25 protein-coding genes are annotated in these 24,847 nt (G+C 74.2%); 19 read left to right on the top strand and 6 right to left on the bottom strand.

The features are described from left to right. Positions 1-1,359, top strand: a complete 1,359-nt coding sequence (glmM, locus tag ACIRQY_RS05830; RefSeq protein WP_403922617.1) for a phosphoglucosamine mutase — start codon at positions 1-3, stop codon at positions 1,357-1,359. A 201-nt stretch (positions 1,360-1,560) separates the two neighbouring features. On the opposite strand, the gene ACIRQY_RS05825 is transcribed toward glmM, so the two are convergent. Then, positions 1,561-2,511, bottom strand: a complete 951-nt coding sequence (locus tag ACIRQY_RS05825) for a DUF389 domain-containing protein (RefSeq protein ID WP_403922616.1) — start codon at positions 2,509-2,511, stop codon at positions 1,561-1,563. A gap of 126 nt (positions 2,512-2,637) precedes the next feature. Next, complete coding sequence (coaA, locus tag ACIRQY_RS05820; RefSeq protein ID WP_403922615.1) at positions 2,638-3,606, bottom strand: type I pantothenate kinase; 969 nt, start codon at positions 3,604-3,606, stop codon at positions 2,638-2,640. A gap of 212 nt (positions 3,607-3,818) precedes the next feature. On the opposite strand from coaA, the gene ACIRQY_RS05815 reads away from it, so the two are divergent. Genes ACIRQY_RS05815 through ACIRQY_RS05805 form a run of 3 tightly spaced genes read left to right on the top strand, consistent with a single transcriptional unit; the run spans position 3,819 to position 6,849 of the window. Beyond that, positions 3,819-4,586 carry a hypothetical protein gene (locus ACIRQY_RS05815; RefSeq protein WP_403922614.1) on the top strand — a complete coding sequence of 256 codons (768 nt, stop codon included), beginning with the start codon at positions 3,819-3,821 and terminating at the stop codon, positions 4,584-4,586. A 39-nt stretch (positions 4,587-4,625) separates the two neighbouring features. Further along, positions 4,626-6,473 (top strand): glutamine--fructose-6-phosphate transaminase (isomerizing), encoded by a 1,848-nt coding sequence (gene glmS, locus ACIRQY_RS05810; protein ID WP_403922613.1) that lies wholly within the window; start codon positions 4,626-4,628, stop codon positions 6,471-6,473. Positions 6,474-6,480: 7 nt separating this feature from the next. Then, complete coding sequence (locus ACIRQY_RS05805) at positions 6,481-6,849, top strand: holo-ACP synthase (protein ID WP_351793065.1); 369 nt, start codon at positions 6,481-6,483, stop codon at positions 6,847-6,849. A gap of 78 nt (positions 6,850-6,927) precedes the next feature. On the opposite strand, the gene ACIRQY_RS05800 is transcribed toward ACIRQY_RS05805, so the two are convergent. Then, positions 6,928-8,556: a YncE family protein gene (locus ACIRQY_RS05800; protein WP_403922612.1), complete on the bottom strand. Its 1,629-nt coding sequence runs from the start codon at positions 8,554-8,556 to the stop codon at positions 6,928-6,930. Further along, positions 8,553-9,110, bottom strand: coding sequence for a hypothetical protein (locus ACIRQY_RS05795; RefSeq protein WP_351793070.1), 558 nt, complete (start codon positions 9,108-9,110; stop codon positions 8,553-8,555). The genes ACIRQY_RS05800 and ACIRQY_RS05795 overlap by 4 nt, the downstream gene beginning before the upstream one ends. A 118-nt stretch (positions 9,111-9,228) precedes the next feature. On the opposite strand from ACIRQY_RS05795, the gene ACIRQY_RS05790 reads away from it, so the two are divergent. From ACIRQY_RS05790 to ACIRQY_RS05765, 6 genes are all read left to right on the top strand, one after another. Then, positions 9,229-10,662, top strand: coding sequence for an NAD(P)H-hydrate dehydratase (locus ACIRQY_RS05790; protein ID WP_351793073.1), 1,434 nt, complete (start codon positions 9,229-9,231; stop codon positions 10,660-10,662). 435 nt (positions 10,663-11,097) lie between these two features. Next, the gene (locus ACIRQY_RS05785; protein WP_403922838.1) at positions 11,098-11,886 is read left to right on the top strand and encodes a L,D-transpeptidase family protein; all 789 of its coding nucleotides are present in this window, start codon (positions 11,098-11,100) and stop codon (positions 11,884-11,886) included. Positions 11,887-11,906: 20 nt separating this feature from the next. Then, positions 11,907-13,055: an alanine racemase gene (gene alr, locus ACIRQY_RS05780; RefSeq protein ID WP_403922611.1), complete on the top strand. Its 1,149-nt coding sequence runs from the start codon at positions 11,907-11,909 to the stop codon at positions 13,053-13,055. Between the two features lie 10 nt (positions 13,056-13,065). Then, positions 13,066-14,244 carry an alpha/beta fold hydrolase gene (locus ACIRQY_RS05775; RefSeq protein WP_403922610.1) on the top strand — a complete coding sequence of 393 codons (1,179 nt, stop codon included), beginning with the start codon at positions 13,066-13,068 and terminating at the stop codon, positions 14,242-14,244. A 10-nt stretch (positions 14,245-14,254) separates the two neighbouring features. Next, on the top strand, positions 14,255-14,755 hold the full coding sequence (tsaE, locus tag ACIRQY_RS05770; RefSeq protein ID WP_351793083.1) for a tRNA (adenosine(37)-N6)-threonylcarbamoyltransferase complex ATPase subunit type 1 TsaE: 501 nt from the start codon (positions 14,255-14,257) through the stop codon (positions 14,753-14,755). Between the two features lie 243 nt (positions 14,756-14,998). After that, positions 14,999-15,202, top strand: coding sequence for a hypothetical protein (locus tag ACIRQY_RS05765; protein ID WP_403922609.1), 204 nt, complete (start codon positions 14,999-15,001; stop codon positions 15,200-15,202). A gap of 159 nt (positions 15,203-15,361) precedes the next feature. On the opposite strand, the gene ACIRQY_RS05760 is transcribed toward ACIRQY_RS05765, so the two are convergent. Then, entirely contained in the window at positions 15,362-15,928 is a 567-nt protein-coding gene (locus tag ACIRQY_RS05760) for a hypothetical protein (protein ID WP_403922608.1), read from the bottom strand. A 95-nt stretch (positions 15,929-16,023) separates the two neighbouring features. Here ACIRQY_RS05760 and tsaB point away from each other — a divergent pair, with 95 nt between their 5' ends. From tsaB to ACIRQY_RS05720, 8 genes are all read left to right on the top strand, one after another. Beyond that, a complete protein-coding gene (gene tsaB / locus ACIRQY_RS05755) occupies positions 16,024-16,680 on the top strand; it encodes a tRNA (adenosine(37)-N6)-threonylcarbamoyltransferase complex dimerization subunit type 1 TsaB (protein WP_351793088.1) in 657 nt (218 codons plus the stop codon). Positions 16,681-16,703: 23 nt separating this feature from the next. Next, a complete protein-coding gene (gene rimI, locus ACIRQY_RS05750; protein ID WP_351793118.1) occupies positions 16,704-17,177 on the top strand; it encodes a ribosomal protein S18-alanine N-acetyltransferase in 474 nt (157 codons plus the stop codon). Beyond that, positions 17,167-18,282, top strand: coding sequence for a tRNA (adenosine(37)-N6)-threonylcarbamoyltransferase complex transferase subunit TsaD (gene tsaD, locus ACIRQY_RS05745; RefSeq protein WP_351793090.1), 1,116 nt, complete (start codon positions 17,167-17,169; stop codon positions 18,280-18,282). Before rimI ends, tsaD begins: the two co-directional genes overlap by 11 nt. Then, a complete protein-coding gene (locus tag ACIRQY_RS05740; RefSeq protein WP_351793092.1) occupies positions 18,279-18,533 on the top strand; it encodes a hypothetical protein in 255 nt (84 codons plus the stop codon). Before tsaD ends, ACIRQY_RS05740 begins: the two co-directional genes overlap by 4 nt. A gap of 312 nt (positions 18,534-18,845) precedes the next feature. Next, the gene (locus ACIRQY_RS05735; protein WP_403922837.1) at positions 18,846-19,685 is read left to right on the top strand and encodes a polysaccharide deacetylase family protein; all 840 of its coding nucleotides are present in this window, start codon (positions 18,846-18,848) and stop codon (positions 19,683-19,685) included. Positions 19,686-19,783: 98 nt separating this feature from the next. After that, the gene (locus tag ACIRQY_RS05730) at positions 19,784-20,149 is read left to right on the top strand and encodes a YciI family protein (RefSeq protein WP_403922607.1); all 366 of its coding nucleotides are present in this window, start codon (positions 19,784-19,786) and stop codon (positions 20,147-20,149) included. A gap of 31 nt (positions 20,150-20,180) precedes the next feature. Further along, positions 20,181-21,455, top strand: a complete 1,275-nt coding sequence (locus ACIRQY_RS05725) for an RNA polymerase sigma factor (protein WP_403922606.1) — start codon at positions 20,181-20,183, stop codon at positions 21,453-21,455. A gap of 159 nt (positions 21,456-21,614) precedes the next feature. After that, positions 21,615-22,238, top strand: coding sequence for a hypothetical protein (locus ACIRQY_RS05720; protein ID WP_351793100.1), 624 nt, complete (start codon positions 21,615-21,617; stop codon positions 22,236-22,238). Between the two features lie 140 nt (positions 22,239-22,378). Here the strand turns inward: ACIRQY_RS05720 and ACIRQY_RS05715 are convergent, their stop codons facing one another. Then, entirely contained in the window at positions 22,379-23,617 is a 1,239-nt protein-coding gene (locus tag ACIRQY_RS05715) for an SAM-dependent methyltransferase (protein ID WP_403922605.1), read from the bottom strand. A gap of 206 nt (positions 23,618-23,823) precedes the next feature. Here ACIRQY_RS05715 and ACIRQY_RS05710 point away from each other — a divergent pair, with 206 nt between their 5' ends. Next, on the top strand, positions 23,824-24,744 hold the full coding sequence (locus ACIRQY_RS05710; protein WP_351793106.1) for a polysaccharide deacetylase family protein: 921 nt from the start codon (positions 23,824-23,826) through the stop codon (positions 24,742-24,744). Positions 24,745-24,847 lie beyond the last annotated feature (103 nt).

The raw sequence follows: 24,847 nt of genomic DNA, 5'->3' as shown, positions 1-24,847 counted from the left end.
GTGGGACGACTCTTCGGCACGGACGGCGTGCGCGGTCTGGCCAACGCGGACCTGACGGCCGAGCTCGCGCTCGGCCTGTCCGTCGCGGCGGCGCACGTGCTCGCCGAGGCGGGCACCTTCGCGGGCCATCGGCCGACCGCGGTGGTCGGGCGTGACCCCCGCGCGTCCGGAGAGTTCCTCGAAGCCGCCGTGGTGGCCGGACTCGCCAGCGCGGGCGTCGACGTCCTCCGCGTCGGCGTGCTGCCCACCCCCGCCGTCGCCCACCTCACCGGCGTCCTCGGCGCCGACCTCGGCGTGATGCTCTCCGCCAGCCACAACGCCATGCCCGACAACGGCATCAAGTTCTTCGCGCGCGGCGGCCACAAGCTCGCCGACGAGCTGGAGGACGGGATCGAGGCCGTCTACGAGGAGCACCGCACCGGTGCCCCGTGGGAGCGCCCGACCGGTGCCGGTGTCGGCCGTGTCCGCGACTACGACGAGGGCTTCGACACCTACGTCGCCCATCTCCTCGCCGTCCTCCCCAACCGTCTCGACGGCCTCAAGGTCGTGCTCGACGAGGCCCACGGCGCCGCCGCCCGCGTCTCGCCCGAGGCCTTCTCCCGGGCCGGTGCCGAGGTCGTCACCATCGGTGCCCGCCCCGACGGCCTCAACATCAACGACGGCTGCGGCTCCACCCACCTGGAACTGCTCCGCGCCGCCGTCGTCGAGCACGGCGCCGACCTGGGCATCGCCCACGACGGCGACGCCGACCGCTGCCTGGCCGTGGACGCCGGGGGCGACGAGATCGACGGCGACCAGATCCTCGCCGTGCTCGCCCTCGCCATGCGCGAGGCCGGGACGCTCCGGGGCGACACCGTCGTCGCGACCGTCATGTCCAACCTGGGCTTCAAGCTGGCCATGGAGGCCGAGGGGCTGAACCTGGTCCAGACGGCGGTCGGCGACCGGTACGTCCTGGAGTCCATGAAGGAGCACGGCTACGCGCTCGGCGGCGAGCAGTCCGGGCACGTCATCGTCCTCGACCACGCCACCACCGGCGACGGCACCCTCACCGGTCTGATGCTGGCCGCGCGCGTCGCCGCCACCAGGAAGTCCCTCGCCGAGCTCGCGGGCGTGATGGAGCGGCTGCCGCAGATCCTCATCAACGTCCCCGACGTCGACAAGTCCCGGGTGAAGACCTCCGGCGACCTGGCCGCCGCCGTCACCGCCGCCGAGCAGGAGCTGGGCTCCACCGGCCGGGTCCTGCTGCGCCCCTCCGGCACCGAGCCGCTGGTCCGCGTCATGGTCGAGGCCGCCGACATCGAGCAGGCCCGCGCGGTCGCGGAGCGCCTCGCGGACGCCGTGAAGTCCGCGCTGGGCTAGAGCGTCTCTGCTGGGCTAGATCGTCTCTTTCGGCGCACGCTTCTCAGCGGCGCCGTCGTACGGCGGGAGGCCCCGTCGCACCGGAAGTCCGGTGCGGCGGGGCCTCCTCGCGTGCGGGCCCCGGGAGCGCGGGTCTCCGGGGCGTGCGGGCCTCGGATCGGGGGCTCTCCGGGGCAGGTGGGCCTCCCGGGTGCGCGGGTCTCAGCCCCTGCGCGGGCGCCGGGAGAACCGGCCGCGCAGGTTCCGCCACAGCGTCTTCTGGACCAGCAGGGTCGCCGTGCCCGCGAGCAGGATGCCCAGCAGATTGAGCAGCAGCTGCCCGATCGACCCGGCCATCTGGGCGAACTCGCCGTAGCCGAGGGCGACGGCCGCGTTCGCCGCCGCCGGGATCGTGGTCACCGAGATCGCCACGCCCACCAGCGCGCCCGACTTCGACGAGGTCAGCGAGAGGGTGCCCGCCGCGCCCGCGAGGAGCGCCACCACGAACGAGAACGCGTCCGGCTGCCAGATGAAGCCGGTCTGCGGACGCGGCCCGTCCAGCATCTCCTTCCCGAACAGGTCCAGTTGGTCCATCAGGAGGCTGAACGCGGTCGTCACCAGGATCGCCGAGGCGAAGCCGACGAGCAGCGCGGTCAGCGAGCGGACCGCCAGCCTCGGCGCCCGCTGCACGATCGCCGTGCACACCCCGGCGAGCGGGCCGAACTCCGGGCCGACCGCCATGGCGCCCACGATCAGGATCGCGTTGTCCAGGACGACACCGCAGGCCGCGATCATCGTCGCCAGGGCCATGAACGAGAGATACGTGAAGGAGAGCGTCGACTCCTCGTGGGTCGCCTCCGCGAGCTGCTCCCAGATCACGGCGTCGGCGCCCTCGCCCGGAGCCTCCTTCTCGGCGGTGTCCGCGCGGGTGGACATCGACAGGTCGATGTTCTCCACCGCGATCGACCCGTCCTGATCGATCCTCATCCCGCGCAGCCCGTGCAGCAGTTCGTCGGCCGACTCGCGGGCCGCGTCGCACAGGACCAGGTCGCCGACGGGGTCCCTGGCGGCCCCGGGCAGCACCACCAGGTGGGTGGTGCCGACCGTGGACTCGATCAGGTCGACCGCCGACGCGGTCCGGTCGGGCGGGACGATCATCCGCAGATGCAGCATGTCCCGAGCTTACGGAGCCCGGGGCGCGCGACGGGCGCCGAGGCGCACGTGGCCGGGGAACCCGACGGGCGCCGGAGCTCACAGGGCCGGGAACCCGACGGGCCCTGGCTCGTGGAGCGCGGGGCGTCAGAGCTTGCGCAGGCTCAGCCGCTGCACCTTGTGGTCGGGGCCCTTGCGGACCACGAGCGTCGCCCGGCCGCGCGTCGGGGCCACGTTCTCCAGCAGGTTCACCTTGTTGATGGTCCGCCACATGGTGCGGGCGTAGTCGAGCGCCTCCTCCTCGGAGACCCGCGTGTACCGCTGGAAGTACGAGGACGGGTTCTGGAACGCGGTGTCGCGCAGCTTCCGGAAGCGGTTGAGGTACCAGCGTTCGATGTCCTCGGGGCGGGCGTCCACGTACACCGAGAAGTCGAAGTAGTCGGCGAGCCCGACCCTGGTCCGGCCGTCCTGGCCGGGCAGGGCGGGCTGGAGGACGTTCAGCCCCTCCACGATCAGGATGTCGGGGCGGCGGACGACCAGGCGCTCGCCGGGCACCCGGTCGTAGATCAGGTGCGAGTAGACGGGGGCGGAGACCTCCGGCTTGCCCGCCTTGATGTCCGCGACGAACCGGGTCAGCGCCCGCCGGTCGTACGACTCGGGGAACCCCTTCCGGGACATCAGGCCGCGCGCCTTCAGCTCCGCCATCGGGTACAGGAAGGCGTCCGTGGTGACCAGCTCCACCCGGGGGTGCTCCGGCCAGCGGGCGAGGAGGGCCTGGAGGAGCCGGGAGACCGTCGACTTGCCGACCGCGACCGAACCGGCGACCCCTATGACGAACGGCGTGCCGTGCTGCTCGGCGTTCTCGCCGAGGAAGGTGTTCAGCGCGCCCCGCAGCCCGCTGGTGGCCTGCACGTACAGATTGAGCAGCCGCGACAGCGGGAGGTAGACGTCCCTCACCTCGTCGAGGTCGATGACGTCCCCGAGCCCGCGCAGCCTCTCGACCTCCTCGGCGGTCAGCGGCAGCGGGGTCTTGTCGCGCAGGGCGCTCCACTCGGCCCGGGTGAGGTCGACGTAGGGGCTCGCCCCGTGGGAGCTTCGTGGCGGCGAAGTGATCACCCCGCCATTGTCCCGGCTGAGCGGGGGTGCGGGAGGTCGCGCGAGGGTGGGGTGGGTCACGCCGGAGTGAGGCGGGTCACGCGCCAAATCGATTTGCCCCCGCCCCGCCACCCGGGTGATCCTTTGGGGGTTCCGCGTGGGTGTCGACTTCTTCATGCGGGGGGAGCCGCCGGTCGGCGGCGTGATGAGACCACGAAGAGAAGAGCCACCACATGCGTACGCCCATGAGGAACGCCGCCGTCGCCGCCACCGCCGTCTCCCTCGCGCTGCTCGTCAGCGCGTGCGGCGGGGAGAAGGCCGACGCGGGCAAGGGCGGGACCACCGTCAAGGAGACCCCGGGCGCCACCGCGACGAGCGCCCCGGCGGCCAAGGCCCTCTCCGCCGCCGAGCTGGACAAGCTGATCGTGACGCAGGCCGACCTCAAGGGCCACAAGGTGCAGAAGGCCGGCGCCGCGGACGTCGTACCGGCCTCCCAGGTCAGCGCGGACAAGGCCGACTGCACGCCGATCGCCCACGCGATGTCCTTCGTCTCGCCCGGCGCGCCCGCCGCGTCGGTGCAGCGCAAGGTGCTCGCCGAGCCCAAGAAGGACGCGTCGGCCTCTCCGGAGGAGGCGATCCTCGGCGGTCTCGGCGTCCAGGTCACCGCCGTCACCCTCGGCTCGTACGAGGGTCAGGGTGCCCAGGACGCCTTCGCCTCGGTGAAGACCGCCGCGACCGCCTGTGCGGGCGGCTTCTCGGTCGTCCACGGCAAGGAGAAGACGAAGATCTCCAAGGTCGCCCCGGACAGCGTCACCGCCGGGGACGAGTCGGTCGCCCTCACCGTCACCACCGACATGGAGGGCGCGCCGTTCGTCAGCAAGCTCGTCGTCTTCCGCAAGGGCAACACCCTGGCGTCCTTCTCCTCGATCAGCCTCGCCCCCGGCGGCGTCAAGGAGGCCCCGAAGGCCGTGGTCGACGCGCAGGCGGCCAAGCTGGGCTGAGTCCGGCCATCCGGGCATCTCGCGCCTTACTCTTCCGACATGTGCGGAATCGTGGGATACGTCGGCGGGCAGTCGGCGCTTGATGTGGTGGTCGCGGGCCTCAAGAGGCTCGAATACCGGGGCTACGACTCGGCCGGTGTCGCGGTGCTCTCCGACGGTGGGCTCGCCGCGGCCAAGAAGGCGGGCAAGCTCGTCAACCTGGAGAAGGAACTCGTCGAACGGCCGCTGGCGGGCGGCTCCGTGGGTGTCGGGCACACCCGCTGGGCCACCCACGGCGGCCCCACCGACGCCAACGCGCACCCCCATCTGGACAACGCGGGGCGCGTCGCCGTCGTCCACAACGGCATCATCGAGAACTTCGCCGTCCTGCGCGAGGAACTCACCGGGCGGGGCCACGACCTGACGTCCGAGACGGACACCGAGGTCGTGGCCCACCTCCTCGCCGAGGAGTTCTCCTCGGCGGGCGACCTGGCCGAGGCCATGCGGCTGGTGTGCCGCCGCCTCGAAGGCGCCTTCACCCTGGTCGCCGTGCACGCCGACCAGCCCGACGTGGTCGTCGGCGCCCGCCGGAACTCGCCGCTCGTCGTCGGCGTCGGAGAGGGCGAGAACTTCCTCGCCTCCGACGTGTCCGCGTTCATCGCCCACACCCGCTCGGCCGTCGAACTCGGCCAGGACCAGGTCGTCGAGCTGACCCGGGACGGCGTCACCGTCACCGACTTCGACGGGGCGCCCGCCGAGGTCCGCGCCTTCCACGTCGACTGGGACGCCTCCGCCGCCGAGAAGGGCGGCTACGACCACTTCATGCTCAAGGAGATCGCCGAGCAGCCGAAGGCCGTCGCCGACACCCTCCTCGGCCGGATCGGCTCCGACGGGCGCCTCGTCCTGGACGAGGTGCGCATCCCCGACAGCGTCCTGCGCGAGGCCGACAAGATCGTCATCATCGCCTGCGGCACCGCCTTCCACGCCGGACTCATCGCCAAGTACGCCATCGAGCACTGGACCCGCATTCCCTGCGAGGTCGAGCTGGCCAGCGAGTTCCGCTACCGCGACCCCATCCTCGGCCAGCGCACCCTGGTCGTCGCGATCTCCCAGTCCGGCGAGACCATGGACACCCTCATGGCCCTCCGGCACGCCCGCGAGCAGGGCGCGAAGGTCCTCGCCGTCTGCAACACCAACGGCTCGACGATCCCCCGGGAGTCCGACGCCGTCCTCTACACCCACGCCGGACCCGAGGTCGCCGTCGCCTCCACCAAGGCCTTCCTCACCCAGCTCGTCGCCTGCTACCTCCTCGCCCTCTACCTCGGGCAGGTCCGGGGCACCCAGTGGGGCGACGAGATCGACTCCGTCGTCCGCGACCTGGCCCGCATCGGCGACGACGTCGAGCGCGTCCTGGAGACCATGGAGCCGGTCCGGGCCCTCGCCCGTTCCCTCGCCGACAAGGACACCGTGCTCTTCCTCGGCCGTCACGTCGGCTACCCGGTCGCCCTCGAAGGCGCCCTGAAGCTCAAGGAACTCGCCTACATGCACGCGGAGGGCTTCGCCGCCGGGGAGCTCAAGCACGGGCCGATCGCCCTCATCGAGGAGGACCTGCCGGTCGTCGTCGTGGTCCCCTCGCCCAAGGGCCGCTCGGTCCTCCACGACAAGATCGTCTCCAACATCCAGGAGATCCGGGCCCGGGGCGCCCGTACGATCGTCATCGCCGAGGAGGGCGACGAGACCGTCGTCCCGTACGCCGACCACCTCATCCGGGTCCCCGTCACGCCTACGCTGCTCCAGCCGCTGGTCTCCACCGTGCCGCTCCAGGTCTTCGCCTGCGAGCTCGCCACCGCGCGGGGCAACGAGGTCGACCAGCCGCGCAACCTGGCCAAATCGGTGACCGTGGAGTGAGTGGGAAATGATCATTGGGGTGGGGATCGACGTGGCGGAGATCGACCGCTTCGCCGCGTCGATCGAACGGACGCCGGGGCTGCTCCAGCGCCTCTTCGTCGAACGGGAGCTGCTGCTGCCCAGCGGCGAACGGCGTGGACCGGCCTCGCTCGCGGTGCGGTTCGCCGCGAAGGAGGCCCTGGCGAAGGCGCTCGGCGCGCCCGGGGGGCTGCACTGGACCGACGCCGAGGTGTACGTCGAGGGCACGGGCCAGCCCCGGCTGCGGGTCAAGGGCACGGTGGCGGCCCGCGCCGCCGAACTGGGCGTGAAGCACTGGCACGTCTCCCTCAGCCATGACGCGGGCGTGGCCTCGGCGGTGGTGATCGCGGAGGGCTGAGCGGGGCGCGTACGGACGAGGGCCCGGCCGTTCCCCCGGAACGGCCGGGCCCTCGCGGGTCCGGGTGCGGTACGTGCCTCAGGAGTCCCGGGCCGTCCGGGCGCGACGGGCCAGGACGAGGGCTCCGGCACCGAGCGCGGCGAGGGTCGCCGCGCTGAGGGCGACGGGCAGGGCGGGACCGCCGGTGGCGGCGAGGCCGCCGGTCGAACCACCTGAGCCGCCTGAGCTGCCTGAGCCGCCTGAGCCGGTGGAGGTACCCGAGCCGCCCGAGTTGCCGGAGCCGCCGGAGCCGGTCGAGCCGCCGGAACCGTTGCTCCCGGACGGGTCGTCGGGGCCGGTCGTGCCGGGCGGCGTGCCGGTGGTGGCGGTCGGCTCGGGAGTGCCGGTGGGCTGTCCGGTGGGGCTCGGCTCCGTGGTGGCCGTGGGCTGCCCGGTGGGCGTCGGCTCCCCGGTCGGGGTGGGGCCGGTGGGCTGCCCGGTCGGGGTCGGGGTGGAGGCGGTCGGCGTCGGGGTCGTCGGCTGATCGGTGGGTGTGGGCTGATCAGTGGGTGTCGGGGTCGGGTCCGTGGGTCCCCCGGTGGGTGTCGGGGTCGGCTCCGTAGGGGTGGGCGTCGGCTCCGTCGGGCCCTCGGTCGGGGTCGGCTCCGTGGGGGTCGGGGTGGGTTCCTCCGTGGGCGTCGGGGTCTTCCGTACGGTCTGGGTCACCGCGCCGCCCGCCACCGTGTAGAGCGTGTGCTCGTCCGGGTCCAGGGCCAGGGCCGAGGGGCGTTCGCCGGTGGGGACGGTCTCGGTGACCGTGCCGGTGACCGGGTCCACGACCGCCACGGACGAGGCGCCGGTCCTGGCCGCGTACAGGGTCGAGGTCCCCGGGTCGTACGCCAGGGCCTTCGGGTTGCCGCCGACCGTGATGCCCCCGGTGACCCGCAGCTCCGTCAGGTCGACGACCGAGACCGTACCGGCGGCGAGGTTGGCCACGTACCCCGTGCGGCCGACCGGGTCGACCGTGACGCCCATGCTGCCGAGGGCGGTGCTGCCGAGGCTGACGGTGCCGGTGAGGCGGCCGGTGGCGCCGTCCACGGCGTTCAGGACGTTGCGGTAGACGACCGCGCCGTTCTCGACGGCGCCGCCGACATAGGTCGCGTACCCCGTGTGGCGGACGGTGTCGACGGCGAGTCCCGCCGGGTGGAAGGGGAACACGGCCGGGGGCCCGACCGGCGCGCCGGTCGCGGTGTCGTGGACCGTGACCGACCTGGCCGCCTGGTTCCCGACGTACAGCCGCCCCTGCCCGGGGTCGGCGGCGAGGAGCGTGACGCTGCCCTCGACCGGGATGCGGTCGTCGGTGAGGGTGTGGCGTCCGGTGTCGTAGACGGCGATGCGGGTCGACAGGCCGAGGTACAGGGCGCCGTCGGCGCCGAGCGCCATCACGGTGGCCGGGGAGGGGAGTTCGACCGGGTCCCCGACCCGGGCGCCGGTGGCCGTGTCGTACGTGGTGAGGAGGTGCGAGGTGCCGTCGCTGCTGCTCACATGGAGGCGCCCGGCGGCCGGATCGACCTCGGCGTCGAGGGCGGCGCCGAGCGGCGGGGCGATCGTGCGGACGGTCTCGTGCACGGGACCGGGGGCGGGAGCCGGGCCGGAGGCCGGGCCCCCGGCCGCCGCCGCGCCCGTGAGGGCGAGCACGGCGGCGGCCGTCAGAAGGGCGGTTCTCACTGGAAGGTCACCGGCACGTAGACGTCGTACTTGCGGTCCGAGCTGTCGAAGTGGTCGGCGCGGGTGACGATCGCGCAGTTCACGCCGGCCTTTCCACAGGTGACGGTGTCGGAGATCTTCGCCTTGACGTGGATCTGGACGGAGAAGGAGCCCAGGCCGGCGGACTCGGTGAACGGGGAGGAGTTGGACGGGGACATCCAGTACCAGTCGCTGTTCACCCAGTGGGAGGCACCGGTGGTGCCGGTCTCGTCCTGCCCGCCGAGGCAGGGGGTGGGCTTGCTGTTCCAGGTGCTGGGGTCGGCGGTGTTCACCCCCGCGGGTATCGCGCACAGGCCCACGTAGACGCCCTGGTCGGGGTTGTAGCCGGTGCCGCTGACGGTGACGTTGGTCCCGGTGGCCGCCGCGGTGTTCGGGGCGGTGAGGGCGAGGGTGTAGGTGCGGGTGCCGTCGGTGACGGTGCGCTGCGCGGTGGCGGCGGACGCGGTGGAGGCGAGGCCGAGGGTGAGGGCCGCGGCGGAGGCGAGGGTGAGGGCGGAACGGGTGACGGTACGCATGGCGAAGCCGGCCTTCCGATAGAGGCTTACTTAGGTAAGGCAAACCTAAGTTGATCGAGGAAAGTCCGTCAACCCGTGCCCCCGGGCGGGCTCTTGAGGACTGCGGCAGACTGCCGGTATGCGAACCGCACACCGCGTGGAGACCGTCCGGGCCGCCGAGGCCGCCCTCATGGCCCGACTCCCGGAGGGCGCCCTCATGGCACGGGCCGCCGCCGGACTGGCCGCCGCCTGCTGCTCGCTCCTCGGCCGGGTGTACGGGGCCCGGGTCGTCCTCCTCGTCGGCAGCGGCGACAACGGCGGCGACGCCCTGTACGCCGGAGCCCGGCTCGCCCGGCGCGGCGCCGGGGTCACCGCCGTCCTCCTCGGCGCCCGCGCCCACGAGGGCGGACTCGCCGCCCTCCGCGCGGCCGGGGGCCGTGTCGCCGACGACCCCTTCGAACCGCTGGCCACCGCCGACCTCGTCCTCGACGGCATCACCGGCATCGGCGGGCGCGGCGGACTCCGCCCCGACGCCGTGCCCGTGGCCCGCGCCGCGCGCGGCTCCGACGCCGTCGTCGTCGCCGTCGACCTGCCCAGCGGCGTCGACGCGGACACCGGGGAGGTCACGGGGGAGGCGCTGCGGGCCGACGCCACCGTCACCTTCGGCACCTACAAGCCCGGCCTCCTCGTGGACCCCGCGCACGAGTACGCGGGCGCGCTGCGGCTCGTCGACATCGGACTCGGCGACGAACTCCCCGGCGTGCCCGACCTGGAGGCGCTCCAGCACCGGGACGTGGCTCGGCTGCTGCCCGTACCGGGCGCCGGGACCGACAAGTACCGGCGCGGGGTCCTCGGGATCGTCGCCGGGTCCGCCCGCTACCCGGGCGCGGCCGTCCTCACCGTCACGGCGGCGCTGCGCGGCGGCGCGGGCGCCGTGCGGTACGTCGGCCCGGCCGCCGACGCGGTGATCGCGGCCCACCCCGAGACCCTGGTCCACGCCGGGCCGCCGGACCGGGCCGGACGGGTCCAGGCCTGGGTCGTCGGACCCGGACTCGGCGACGGGCCCGGAACCGCGGAGGTCCTCGCCTCCGACGTGCCGGTGCTCGTCGACGCCGACGGGCTGCGGGGCCTGGACCCTGCCCTGGTACGGGCCCGCAGCGCCCCCACGCTGCTCACCCCGCACGCGGGCGAGGCGGCGGCGCTGCTGGGCGTCGCCCGGGAGGAGATCGAGGCGGGACGGCTCGCGGCGGTACGGGAACTCGCCGCGCGGTTCGGCGCGACGGTGCTCCTCAAGGGCTCCACGACGCTGGTGGGCGGACCGGAGGGCGGTCCCGTACGGGTCAACCCCACCGGGACCGGCTGGCTGGCCACGGCGGGCAGCGGCGACGTCCTCTCCGGCCTCGCGGGCTCCCTCCTCGCGGCCGGTCTGCACCCCCTGGACGCGGCCTCGGCCGCCGCCTACCTCCACGGTCTCGCGGCCCGCCGGGCCTCCCGCGACCGCGCCCCGGTGACGGCGGGCGAGGTCGCGGCCACCCTGCCGGACGCCTGGCGGGACGTGACGACGGGGGAGTGAGGGGGGAGAGAGACGGAGGGCCCCGCCTCCCGCCTCCGTTCCCGGCCCCCTGCCCCCGACTCCCGGCTCCTGGCTCCCGGCTCTCGGCCCCCGACTCCCGGCTCCTGGCTCTCGGCCCCCGGCTCCCGGCTCCCGGCTCCTTGCCCCCTGCCCCCGGCTCCCGCCCGTAGCCCCTCCCCGCTCCGCCACACGGGGGGAAACCGTGCCCCACGGGACCCTTCCGGCGCGCTCCTCGATGCCCCTCGGGATTGGGTGGGCCGGGTGACCAGTTGGAGAAGGCGTCTCGCGCCGTTGCCGTTGCTGCTCGTCGCCCTGCTCCTGCCCGGGACCGGGGCCTTCGCCGATGCCACGGCTCCGGCCCCGGACCCCGCTCCCGTCCCGTCGGTCTCGGCCGGCGCCCCCCTCCCCGATGCCTTCGCCGACGCTTCCGCGCCCATGGCTCCCGCCGACGCTCCCGCCCCCGGTGCCGTCGAGCCGCTCGTGCCCGGGGTCGCCGGGGCGGGGCGGCCCGAGTACCCCATGGACACCCCCGACCAGGCCCTGCCGCCGCTCCAGCCGGGGGCCGAGGTGCCGGTGCCCGCGCCGGAGCGCGAGGTGGACGAATCGGTCGAGTACCTGCCGAGGAGCGCCCTCGCCGCCTCCTGCACCGCCTCGACGGGCCCGTACCAGCGTCAGGTCGAACGGCTGCTCAAGCTGAGGGTCGACGGGAAGCAGTCCGCCGCCGACTGCCGGGCGGTCCGCGCCTTCCAGACCAGGGAACGGATCAAACCCGCCAACGGGTACGCGGGCCCCGTCACCTGGGCCCGCGCCGAACTCCTCGCCGCCCGCAGGAGCCTGGACCCCGGCCGCCGCTGCCCGGTGAAGAAGTACGCCGTGGCCTGCGTGGACCTCGACCGGCAGCTCATGTGGGTGCGGAAGGACAAGAAGATCACCTTCCCCGTCGTCAATGTGCGCACCGGGCGCCCCGGATACGCCACCCGCACCGGCTGGCACTCCGTCTACTGGCGCCACAAGGACCACTGGTCCTCCATCTACGACACCCCCATGCCGTACTCCCAGTTCTTCAGCGGCGGCCAGGCCTTCCACGCCGTCTACGGGCAGCTCGCCACGCCCGCCGGCAGCCGTGGCTGCGTCAATCTCTCCTACCGCGACGCCGGGAAACTCTGGGACGTGCTGCGCAAGGGTGACCGGGTCTACATCTGGGGAAAGCGGCCCGGTGGCTGACACCTGAGAGACTGGGCGCGATGACTGAGACACCACCGCCCCGCAGAGCCCGCGCCGAGATCGACCTCGGCGCGCTGCGTGCGAACGTCCGCACGCTGCGCGCCCGTGTAGCCCCCCACGTCCGGATCATGGCCGTGGTCAAGGCCGACGCGTACGGACACGGCGCGGTGCGCTGTGCCCGCGCCGCCCTGGAGGCGGGCGCCGACTGGCTCGGCACGGCCACTCCCCAGGAGGCGCTCGCGCTGCGGGCGGCGGGCATCACGGACGTCCCGGTCATGTGCTGGCTCTGGACCCCCGGCGACCCCTGGGACCAGGGCATCGAGGCCGGTCTCGACATGGCGGTGAGTGGCCTGTGGGCCCTGGAGGAGGTCGTCGACGCGGCCCGCAGGACCGGTGGGACGGCCAGGATCCAGCTCAAGGCCGACACCGGCCTCGGGCGCAACGGCTGCCAGCCCGCCGACTGGCCCGAACTGGTCGGCGCGGCGCTGGAGGCGGAGGCCGAGGGCCTGGTGAAGGTCACCGGCCTCTGGTCGCACTTCGCCTGCGCGGACGAGCCCCACCACCCCTCGATCGCCGGACAGCTCGACGTCTTCCGCGCGATGCTCGACCACGCGGAGAAGGCCGGGGTGCGGCCCGAGGTCCGGCACATCGCCAACTCGCCCGCCACCCTCACGCTTCCCGAGGCCCACTTCGACCTGGTCCGCACCGGCATCGCCGTGTACGGCATCTCGCCCAGCCCCGAGCTGGGCACCTCCGCCGACTTCGGCCTGCGGCCCGTGATGTCGCTCAAGGCGAGCGTCGCCCTGGTGAAGCGGGTCCCGGCCGGACACGGCGTCAGCTACGGCCACCACTACGTCACCGGCACCGGGACGACCCTCGGCCTGGTCCCGGTGGGCTACGCCGACGGCGTCCCCCGGAACGCCTCCGGCCGGGGCCCGGTCCTCGTCGACGGCCGCCGCCGCACGGTCGCCGGGCGGATCGCCATGGACCAGTTCGTCGTGGACCTCGACGGGGACACGCCCGCACCGGGCACCGAGGCGGTCCTGTTCGGGCCCGGCGACGGCGGCGAGCCGACCGCCGAGGACTGGGCGGTGGCCGCCGACACCATCGCGTACGAGATCGTCACCCGGATCGGGGCGCGCGTCCCGCGCGTCTACCTGGGCGGATAGAGGGGGCCCCGTGGGCGAGCCGAGGAGCACCGGTCACTGGCGGCGCGCCGGATTCGCCGGGGCCGCGATAGGCGTGCTCGCGGCGGGCGCCGCCGCGGGGGTGGCCGTGGAGCGGCTCACCGTGGGGCGTTCCGTACGGCGGAAGGCCCGGCTCGCCCTGGACTCCACCGGGCCGTACGGGGGGCTGCGGGGGACTCCCGGCCGGGCGCTCGCCGACGACTCGACCGTCCTGTACTACGAGGTCGACGAGGTCGCGGACGGTGCCGAGCCGGCCCGCCGCCGACGGCTCTTCGGGCGCCGGGAACCCGCGCCCGTCACCGTGGTCTTCAGCCACGGCTACTGCCTCAACCAGGACTCCTGGCACTTCCAGCGGGCCGCCCTGCGCGGGCTCGTCCGCACCGTCCACTGGGACCAGCGCGGGCACGGCCGCTCCGGGCACGGCGTCGCCCAGGGCGGGCCCGACGGGGTGCCCGTCACCATCGACCAGCTGGGCCGCGACCTCAGGGCCGTCCTGGACGCCGCCGCGCCCGAGGGGCCGCTGGTGCTGGTCGGGCACTCGATGGGCGGAATGACGGTGATGGCGCTCGCCGAGCGGTACCCGGAGCTGATCCGCGACCGGGTCGCCGGGGTCGCCTTCGTCGGGACCTCGGCGGGGAAGCTCGGCGAGGTGTCGTACGGGCTGCCGATCGCCGGGGTCAACGCGGTGCGCCGGGTCCTGCCGGGGGTGCTGCGGGCCCTCGGCACCCAGACGGAGCTGGTCGAGCGGGGCCGCCGGGCGACCGCGGACCTGTTCGCGGGGCTGATCAAGAAGTACTCGTTCGCCTCGAAGGACGTGGACCCGGCGGTGGTCCGGTTCGCCGAGCGGATGATCGAGTCGACCCCGATCGACGTGGTCGCCGCCTTCTACCCGGCCTTCGCCGAGCACGACCGGGCCGCCGCGCTCTCCGTGCTGGCGGAGGTGCCGGTGCTGGCGCTCGCGGGCGACCACGACCTGGTGACGCCCAGCTCCCACACCGAGGCCATCGCCGCCGTGCTGCCCGGGGCGGAGCTGGTGATCGTCCCGGACGGCGGGCACCTGGTGATGCTGGAGCACCCGGAGGCGGTCACCGACCGGCTCGCGGACCTGCTGGCACGGGCCGGGGCCGCCCCCGGGGCGGAGACGGTCGGGACGGACCCCGGCAGGAGTTAGGTTGGCGGGTATGGAAGCAGCGCACCCGCCCGTCTCCGGCACCACCCTCTCCGTCGACTCCCCCGAGCGGATGCGGGACCTCGGCCGCCGTCTCGCGAAGATCCTCCGCCCCGGCGACCTCGTCATGCTCACCGGCGAGCTGGGTGCCGGGAAGACCACCCTGACCCGGGGGCTCGGCGAGGGCCTCGGGGTGCGCGGTGCCGTGACCTCGCCGACCTTCGTCATCGCCCGGGTCCATCCGTCGCTGGTCGGCGGCCCGGCCCTGGTGCACGTCGACGCGTACCGGCTCGGCGGCGGTCTGGACGAGATGGAGGACCTCGACCTGGACGTCTCGCTGCCCGAGTCGGTGGTGGTGGTCGAGTGGGGCGACGGCAAGGTCGAGGAGCTGACCGACGACCGGCTGCACCTGCTGATCCACCGGGTCGCCGGGGACACGGACGACGACCGGCGCACGGTCGAACTGCGCGGGATCGGCGCGCGCTGGTCCGGCGGGGAGCTGGCCGCGCTCTGACCGGGAGTCCGGGGACGGAGGCCGGAGTCCGGAGCCCGGGAACGGCGACCGGAGTCCGGGAACGGCGACCGGAGCCAGGGAACGGCCCCGGAGCCAGGGAACGGCCTCCGGGGGGCCGCCGTGCGGGGCGTCCGCGTCCGTAGATTCCGACAACGTGTCGGGAAGGTGTTGCGTGGGCCGTGCGCGCCGTGGTCACATGGATGCACGAGATGGTTAGGTGTACCTAACCTACGGGAGGCATGCATGGCGACGCCGAAGCGCGCGGAATCCGCCCGCGACCACATCCCGCACCACGTCCCGATGAGCGTGCTGCTGGCGTCCTGCGCGGCCGCCCGCGTGCTCTCGACCCCGCCGGAGGCCGACCACCTGCCCCGCCGCCCCGAGACGGCGGAGCGAGAAGGACACGGCGAGGACCCGGAACCGGTCGTGCGGCACAGAGCGGCCTGACCCCCGCGCGCCCAGGGACCCTCGGGCGGGGAGGCCAGGGACGTACCCGTACGGGAGTCGTGAATCGGGCCACGGTTCATGAGGGGCGGCTCGTCGCGCCCGGGACGGGCGACGGCCACGCATCGCGCGCCACGCCCTCCACGGCATCGCGGCCGTGCGTCAGGCGACGACGACGATCTTCGCGCCGATCACCGCGAACGCCCACATCGCGTCCCCGTCGGCCCGCTGCATCCGGATGCCGCCGGTCTTCTTCGACGGGTCGGGGGACGGGGTCGAGCCGTCGACCGCCGCGCTGAACCCGACCGTCACGTTCTGCACCGTCGCGAACCGCACCACGTGCTCGATCCGCACCCCGTCCGAACCGGGCACCGAGCCCGCGCGGGACGTCACGCTGTAGGTGCCGGGCTCCGGGTGCACCGTGCTCGGCATCACCGTGAACGTCCGGGACGTCCTGCCCTTCTCGTCGATCAGCCACACCCGGCGGTCGTCGAGCGCGTACACCACGCGCTCCCCGGTGCCGGACTGCGCGGGGACGGCCGCCGAATTCCCCGAAGGGCGCTTCGGGCCGCCGCTCGACGCGGCCGACGGCTTGGCCGGGCCGGTCGCCCTGGGCTGCGCCGACACATCGGCGGGGGCGCTCGCCGACGCCTGGTAGGCGAGGAAGCAGACCGCGACGACGGCCACGGCCGTGAGCCCGGCCACGAATCCCGAGCTGCTCCGCGCCACCGTGCCCACCTCTCGTACGAACGTATCGAGGGTGACGGTAGCAGCCGGGGGAGCGGGGGGCGGGGCACCGTGCCCGGGAGCCGTAGGCTGTTCGCGTGCTGTTGCTCGCCATGGATACCGCCACCCCCGCCGTCACCGTCGCCCTCCACGACGGCGAGACCGTCGTCGCCTCCTCGGAGCAGGTCGACGCCCGTCGCCACGGGGAACTGCTGCTGCCCACCGTCGACCGGGTCCTCAGGGACGCCGGGCTGAAGCTCGACGCGGTCACCGGCCTCGTCGTCGGCGTCGGACCGGGGCCGTACACCGGGCTCCGGGTCGGCCTCGTCACGGCCGCCGCGTTCGCCTCCGCGCTCGGCGTGCCCGTCCACGGCCTGTGCACCCTCGACGGCCTCGCGTACGCCTCCGGGCTCGAAGGCCCCTTCGCGGTCGCCACGGACGCGCGCCGCAAGGAGGTCTACTGGGCGCGGTACGAGGACCACCGCACCCGGGTCACCGACGCGGCCGTCGACCGGCCCGCCGAGATCGCCGAGCGCCTCGCCGGTCTCCCCGTCGTCGGCGCGGGCGCCCGCCTCTACCCCGAGGCCTTCCCCGACGCCCGCGACCCGGAGCACCAGTCGGCCGCCGCGCTCGCCTCCCTCGCGGCGGAGCGGCTCGCGGCGGGCGGGGACGGCTTCCTCGACCCGCTGCCGATGTACCTGCGCCGCCCCGACGCGCAGGTGCCCAAGAACTACAAGGTGGTCACCCCCACGTGACCGGCGCCGTCGACCTGCGCGAGATGCGCTGGTGGGACATCGCCCCGGTGCTCGTCCTGGAGGACGAGCTGTTCCCCGAGGACGCCTGGTCGGAGGGGATGTTCTGGTCGGAGCTCGCGCACGCCAGGGGACCGGGCGCCACCCGCCGCTACGTCGTCGCGGAGGACCCGGCCGACGGCCGGATCGTCGGCTACGCGGGGCTCGCCGCCGCCGGTGGCCTCGGTGATGTGCAGACCATCGCCGTCGCCCGCGACCAGTGGGGGAGCGGGCTCGGCGCCCGGCTCCTCACCGATCTGCTCCAGCACGCCACCGCCTTCGAGTGCGACGAGGTCCTCCTCGAAGTGCGGGTGGACAACGTCCGGGCCCAGAAGCTCTACCAGCGCTTCGGCTTCGAGCCCATCGGATTCCGGCGCGGCTACTACCAGCCCGGAAACGTGGACGCGCTCGTGATGCGACTGACCGTTCAAGGAACTGAGACTGATTCTGATGGCTGCTGACGAACCGCTCGTACTCGGCATCGAGACCTCCTGCGACGAGACCGGCGTCGGCATCGTCCACGGGACCACGCTCCTCGCGGACGCCGTCGCGTCCAGCGTCGACACCCACGCCCGCTTCGGCGGCGTCGTGCCCGAGATCGCCTCCCGCGCCCACCTGGAGGCGATGGTCCCGACGATCGAGCGCGCCCTGCGGACGGCGGGCGTCTCCCCGAAGGACCTCGACGGCATCGCCGTCACCGCGGGCCCCGGCCTCGCGGGCGCGCTGCTCGTCGGCGTCTCGGCGGCCAAGGCGTACGCGTACGCCCTCGGCAAGCCGCTCTACGGCGTCAACCACCTCGCCTCGCACATCTGCGTCGACCAGCTGGAGCACGGCAGGCTGCCCGAGCCGACGATGGCCCTGCTGGTCTCCGGCGGGCACTCCTCGCTGCTGCTCTCCAGCGACATCACCTCCGACGTGCGGCCGCTGGGCGCCACCATCGACGACGCGGCGGGCGAGGCCTTCGACAAGATCGCCCGGGTCCTGGACCTCGGCTTCCCCGGCGGACCGGTCATCGACCGGCTCGCCAGGGAGGGCGACCCGGCCGCCATCGCCTTCCCGCGCGGTCTCAGCACCGCCAAGGACCCGGCGTACGACTTCTCCTTCTCCGGCCTCAAGACGGCCGTCGCCCGCTGGATCGAGGCCAAGCGCGCGGCGGGCGAGGAGGTGCCGGTACGGGACGTGGCCGCGTCCTTCCAGGAGGCGGTCGTCGACGTCCTCACCCGCAAGGCCGTCCGCGCCTGCAAGGACGAGGGCGTGGACCATCTGATGATCGGCGGCGGGGTCGCCGCGAACTCGCGGCTCCGGGCCCTCGCCCAGGAGCGCTGCGAGCGCGCCGGCATCCGGCTGCGGGTGCCCCGGCCCGGTCTGTGCACGGACAACGGCGCGATGGTCGCCGCCCTCGGCTCCGAGATGGTCGCCCGCAACCGGACGCCCTCCGACCTGGAGCTGTCGGCGGACTCCTCGCTGCCCGTGACCGACCCGCACGTGCCGGGCGCCTCCGCGCACGGCCACTCCCACGACCACGATCATGTGCACGAGGTCAGCAAGGAGAACCTGTACTCATGAGGATCACCCTCATGTGGGAGGCGCGGGCCGCGCGGGGGCACGGCCCGGAACTGCTCGAATGGGCCAGGGCCCAGGTCCTGGCGCACGAGCCGCGCCGCCGTGAGATGTTCCGCGCCCCGCAGGACCGGGTCCTCGTGCTCACCTGGTGGGAGGCGGACTCGCTGGACGCGGAGCTCCCGGAACTCCCCGAGCCGGACGCCTCCCTCATCACCCGGCCGGTGCACCGCTGGCGCTTCGAGGCGGTCGACTAGAGGTTGCCGCCCGGCCGCCCGTCCGAGCGGGCGGCAACCGCCGGAGCCCGGTGGTGACCGTCGGGCGGCGGCCGGTCGAGCCCGGTGGTGACCCTCGGGCGGTCGGTCGAGCCTGGTGGTGACCCTCGGGCAGATGGCCGGTCGAGCCCGGTGGTGACCGTCCGGCGGACGGTGGAGCCCGGCTCCGGCGGACGGTGAAGCCCGGCCGCGACCGTCGGGACCGCCACCGCAGCCCGGCGGCAGCCGTCCCCGTGCCGAACGTCGAATCGGCCACACGGCCGACAGTCGAGCAACCTTTCGATCGTGGTGGGCATCCCCCACCACGTGAAGAAGACGATCGCGCTCTGGGCGGTGCTGACCGCCGCCACCCTCCTGGTGACCGGCTGCACGGCGGAACGCCCCGCCGACACCGCCCCGACGCGGTCCTCCGCGCCCACCACCGGCACCCCCGAGGACCCGGCCGCCGCCACCGCCGCCGCGTACCGCAAGTGGGGGCTCAAGCCCTTCGCCCCCGCGCCCGCCCCGCCCGCCGCCAAGCCGGTACGGCGCGCCCCGGGCGGCCCGGTGCCCGTCATCAGCGACATTCCCACCAAGGACAGGATCGTCTTCCTCACCATCGACGACGGCGCGGAGAAGGACCCCGCCTTCGTGACGATGATGAAGGAGCTCAAGGTCCCGTTCACGATGTTCCTCACCGACGCGGCCATCCGGAACGACTACGCGTACTTCCGGCCGCTCGTCGCCCAGGGCCACGGCCTCGCCAACCACACCCTCACCCACCCCAACCTGCGCACCCTCTCCCCGGAGGCGCAGCGCCGGGAGATCTGCGACCAGCAGACGAAGCTGACCGGGCGCTACGGCACGGCCCCGCGTCTCTTCCGCCCGCCGTACGGCAACTGGAACGAGGCCACCCGCACCGCCGCCGGGCAGTGCGGCATCGACGCGATCGTGCTGTGGCGCGAGTCCATGCAGATCACGAACATGCAGTACCAGCGCGGTGACCGGAAGCTGCACCCCGGCGACATCGTCCTCGCCCACTTCCGGGGCCCGTCCGAGCTCAAGGGCCGGACGATGACCGAGATGACGGCGACGATGCTCCGCCGCATCCAGGAGCAGGGATTCACCGTGGCGCGCCTGGAGGACTACGTCTGAGAACTCCTCGCGGGCAGCTGTCGATGCGGGCGCGGCCCGTTCGACGTATGAGTGAGAGGCGGGGAAACGGCCCCGCCACCGCACCACGAGGAGTCACCATGCCCCGCTATCTGTCCCTGGTCCGCGTCCAGGAGAACACCATCGACATGGCGGACGCCGACCCCGGCTTCGAGGCACGCATGGGCGCGCTGTTCGAGGAGATCACCAAGGCGGGCGTCATGCTCGACACCGCGGGCCTCAGGCCGACCGCCGAGTCCTCCCGGCTGACCTGGTCGGACGGCAAGGTCTCGGTCACGGACGGACCCTTCACGGAGACCAAGGAGGTCGTCGGGGGCTACGCGCTGCTCCAGTGCAAGGACAGGGCGGAGGCCATGGAGTGGTCCCGCCGTTTCCTGGCGGTCCACCCGCCGCACTGGACCGTGGGCCTGGAGGTCCGGGAGGTCGAGGAGATGCCGGGGGCCTGACCCCGGGCCGCTGTCGGTGCCGTGTGCTGTCATGGGAGACGTGACGGCACACGGCACCGGCCCGGTGGAGAGCACGCTCGACACGGTCTTCCGGATGGAGTCCCCGAGGATCGTCGCCACCGCGGCGCGGATCGTCCGGGACGTCGGCATCGCCGAGGAGATCGCCCAGGACGCCCTCGTCGCCGCCCTCGAACAGTGGCCGGAGACCGGGGTTCCCGACCGGCCCGGTGCCTGGCTGACGGCCACCGCGAAGCACCGCGCCGTGGACCTCGTCCGGCGCCGCGAGACGTACGCGCGGAAGCTCGCCGAGATGGGCCGGACCCTCCCGGAGGAGTCGTACGACCCCGAGCCCGCGGGCCCCGGAGACATCGACGACGACGTACTGCGGCTGATCTTCACCACCTGTCATCCGGTGCTCTCCGCCGAGGCGCGCGCCGCCCTGACCCTGCGGCTCGTCGGCGGGCTCCGCACCGACGAGATCGCCCGCGCCTTCCTCGTCCCCGAACCGACCGTCGCCGCGCGGATCACCCGGGCGAAGCGGGCCCTGGCGAGGGCGGGCGTGGAGTTCGCGGTGCCGTACGGGGAGGACCGGGCGGCCCGCCTCGGCTCCGTCCTCGAAGTGATCTACCTGATCTTCAACGAGGGGTACGCGGCGACCGCGGGCGACGACCTGCTGCGGCCCGGACTCTGCGAGGACGCGCTGCGGCTCGCCCGGGGCCTCGCGGCCCTGGTGCCCCGCGAGTCCGAGGCACAGGGGCTGGCCGCCCTCCTGGAGCTCCAGGCCTCCCGGACCGCTGCCAGGACCGGACCCGACGGCCGGCCGGTGCTGCTGGCCGCGCAGGACCGGAGCCGCTGGAACCGGCTGATGGTGCTGCGGGGGTACGCGGCCCTGGAGCGGGCCGGGGACGGGCGTTCCTACGGGCCGTACGCCCTCCAGGCCGCGATCGCCGCCTGTCACGCGCGGGCCGCGTCGTACGGCGAGACCGACTGGGAGACCATCGCCGCGCTCTACGGGAGGCTGGGCGTCCTCGCGCCCTCCCCGGTCGTCGAGCTGAACCGGGCGGTCGCCGTGTCGATGGCCCGGGGCCCGGCGGAGGCCCTCCCGCTCGTCGACGCCCTCGCCGCCGAACCGGCCCTGGCCCGCTACCACCTGCTCCCGAGCGTCCGGGGCGACCTGCTCGCCCGGCTCGGCCGGACGGCGGAGGCCCGCGCCGAGTTCGAACGGGCGGCCGACCTCACCCGCAACGAGAGCGAACGGACCCTGCTGAGGGAGAGGGCCGGGAACCCCGGGGCCGCCTGGGGGTGAGGCCGGGGCCAGGCCCGGGACCCCTCCGGGACGGGGAGGCTTCCCGGCCCGGGCGGGGCTCTACGCGGACGCTCCCGGTCCGGGCGGGGCTCTGCGGGGACGCTCCCCGGCCGGACGGGCCCCTGCGGGGCGGCTCGGCGGACCCTTAGGGTGCTCGGCATGTCCCCGCGCACCCCGCTTCCGCCGCCGCCCCCGCCCGCCGAGCTGCGGAGCTGGCCCGACCGGGACGCCCGGCTCGCCGACCGGGCGCTGGCACTGGACGAGCTGGGCGGGCGGCTGCTCGGCGGCGGACCGCTCGCGCTGTTCCTGCTCCGGCTCCTCCTGCTGGAACTGGGCTGGTCACTGGTCGGATTCCTGGTCATCGCCCTCGGCCACCCGGCGCCCGACCCGATCACGATGCTCCTCGCGCTCTTCAGCGCGCTGCTCGGCATCGGGGTGCTCGTCCCGGCGGTGTGGCTGACGGTCCGCGCCCTGCGCCGGGACCGGACCGTCCGGGAGCGCCTCGCCCAGTGGGCGGCCCTCGACCGGCACGGCCCCACGGACGCCCGGCTGCGCGCCCCCGTCCTCGGCGCCTGCTGGTTCCTGCTGTCCTTCGCGCTGTGCGGCCTCGGCCTCTGGGCGGGCTTCGCGGTCCCGGCGTCCGCGAGCCCCGACGACGGCTACGGCCTGGTCGTCTACGGCATGGGGGCCGCCCTGATCCTCTGGGTCACCGGGCTGACCGGCCTGGTGAAGGCCGTCGGCCACTACCGCCTCGCGGTCCGCCTGACACCCCGCAGGACCTGACCGGGCGGTGGCGGGCCCCGCTGTGTCCGGCGTACCGCACGCTCCCCGCCCCGGCGTACCGCATGCTCCCCGACGGGGTCCGGCATACCCCCGGGGCCCTCTGACGGGGTGTCGCCGGTCCGGCGGTGGCGGGTCGCCCCTCAGCCCTTCGCCGGCTGTCCGCCCTTCGCCGGCTGTCCGCCCTTCGTCGGCTGTCCGACCTTCGCCGGCTGTCCGATCAGCATCGTCGGGGCGCCCGCGACCCGGGTGAGCAGGACGGTCGCCGCGTTCGGGCCCTTCGGCTTCACCTTGCGGCGGATCTCCTCGGGTTCCACGGCCGAACCGCGCTTCTTCACCGTCAGGACGCCGACCTCCCGCTCCCGCAGCAGGGCCTTCAGCTTCTTCAGGTTGAAGGGGAGTTCGTCGGTGATCTCGTACGCGGCGGCGTACGGCGTCGGTACGAGCGCGTCGGCCGTCACGTAGGCGATCGTCGCGTCGATCAGACCGCCGCCCACCTCCTCGGCGAACTCCGCGACCAGGTGCGCGCGGATGACGGCGCCGTCCGGCTCGTAGAGATAGCGCCCGACCGGACGGACCGCCGGGTCGGGCAGGCCCCGGCCGGTCAGCGCGGCTCCGGAGGGCAGCAGGGTGGCGCGCCGGGCGCCGGGCGAGGTGCCGAACCAGATCACGGCCTCCTTGACGTCCCCGCCGTCGGAGATCCACTCGGCCTCGGCGTCCTCGGGAACCGCCTCGTGCGGAATGCCGGGAGCCACCTTCAGGGCCGCGTGCGGGGCCCTGCGGGCCGCTTCGACGGCCCAGGAGAGCGGCGGGGAGTAGGACTCCGGGTCGAAGATCCGGCCGCGTCCGCCCCGGCGCGCGGGGTCGACGAAGACGGCGTCGTACGGGCCGGTGTCGATGTCGGCGACGTCCGCGCACCGCACCTCGATCAGCTCCGCGAGGCCGAGCGCGTCGGCGTTGGCGCGGGCCGCCGCGGCGGTCAGCGGGTCGCGGTCCACGGCGAGCACGGAGATCCCCGCGCGGGCGAGCGCGACGGCGTCGCCGCCGATCCCCGAGCAGAGGTCCGCGACGCTGCGGACGCCCAGCGCCCTCAGCCGGGCCGCCCGGTGGGCGCCGACCGACGCGCGCGTCGACTGCTCGACGCCGTGGGGGGTGAAGTACATCCGGTACGCGTCCTCCGCGCCGAACTTCGCCACCGCCCGCTGCCGCAGCCGCGCCTGGGCGACGGCCGCCGTGACCAGCTCGGCGGGATGGTCGCGGCGCAGCCGGGAGACCACCGCCAGTTCCTGGGCCGGGTCGTGGTCGCGCAGGGCGGCGAGCAGGGTCTGGCCCTCGGGGCCGAGCAGCGGGGCGAAGGAGGCGAGATCGGTCACCCGTCCCATTGTGGGCCCTGGGCGGGCGGCCGGTGGCCGGGAGCGGCCCCCGCGCGAGGCCCGGTGGCCCGAGGGGAGGGTGGGCCGCCCGGGGGACGGAGTGACGGCCGCCCGGGGGACGGCGGCGGCGGTACGGCGGTGTCGTGGGCTTCGTACGCGTGTCCGCGCTGACAGGATGCGGCGCCACAACACTCGTACGACAAAAGGACCAGATGATGGCAAAAGGTGTGCATCGTTCCGCTCGGGTGTTCGGGGCCGCGCTCGTCGTCGCCGCCCTCGCCTCCGCCGCCACGGCCTGCTCCGGCGGCACCGGGCCGGCCGGTGGCGCACCCGCCCCCGCCGCCGGACAGCAGGCCCAGGGGCGGGGCGCGGCGGGGGCCCTCGACTCGTACGTCGAGAAGGTCCGGGACCAGCGGGCCGCCCGGGTCGCCGCCGCCAGGAAATGGGGCCTGGCCCGTACCCCGCTGGACGCGCCCGCCCCGCCCGCCGTCAAGCCGAGGATCACCACCCGCAAGGGCTTCGAGACCGATGGCGAGGGACTCCCGCCGGTCTTCACCACCGTGCCCACCCAGCAGAAGGTCGTCTTCCTGACGATCGACGACGGCTCCGAGAAGGACCCGGAACTGCTGCGGATGATGAGCGACCTCCGCATCCCCTACAGCGCCTTCCTCAGCGACTACGTCGTCAGCGAGGACTACGGCTACTTCGGCCGGATGCAGAAGTCGCAGGAGGGCGGGGTCTCCCTGCACAACCACACCCTCAACCACCGCTACCTGCCCGGACTCTCGTACAGCGAGCAGAAGCGCGAGATCTGCGGGATGCAGGACGTCATCGAGAAGCGCTTCGGCAAGCGCCCGCCGCTCTTCCGGCCGCCGTACGGCAACTACAACGAGGACACCCTGCGCGCGGCCGCGACCTGCGGCGTCAAGGCGGTGCCGCTCTGGGCCGCCGAGGCCTTCCCCGACCACATGGAGTGGCGCGAGTGGGACCGGGACCTGCACTCCGGCGACATCGTGCTCACCCACTTCCGGGGCAAGGAGGACTGGAAGGGCACCATGCCGGACATGATCCGCCAGGTGATGAACGTGATCACGGCGAAGGGCTACGCCGTCGCCAAACTCGAGGACTACGTGTGACGCACCGCCGCCGCCACCGCCCTTCCGCGCGTGGCCGCCGCCCCGCGCGCGGACCCGAGCCCGGGAGCGGAGCCCTCTCCGGGACGCTCTCCGGGTCCGCGTC

The organism is Streptomyces sp. NPDC101490 (assembly GCF_044767145.1).
GTDB lineage: Bacteria > Actinomycetota > Actinomycetes > Streptomycetales > Streptomycetaceae > Streptomyces.
Note: the sequence above shows the minus strand (reverse complement) of the source record. Positions and strands in the feature narration are given on the sequence as shown.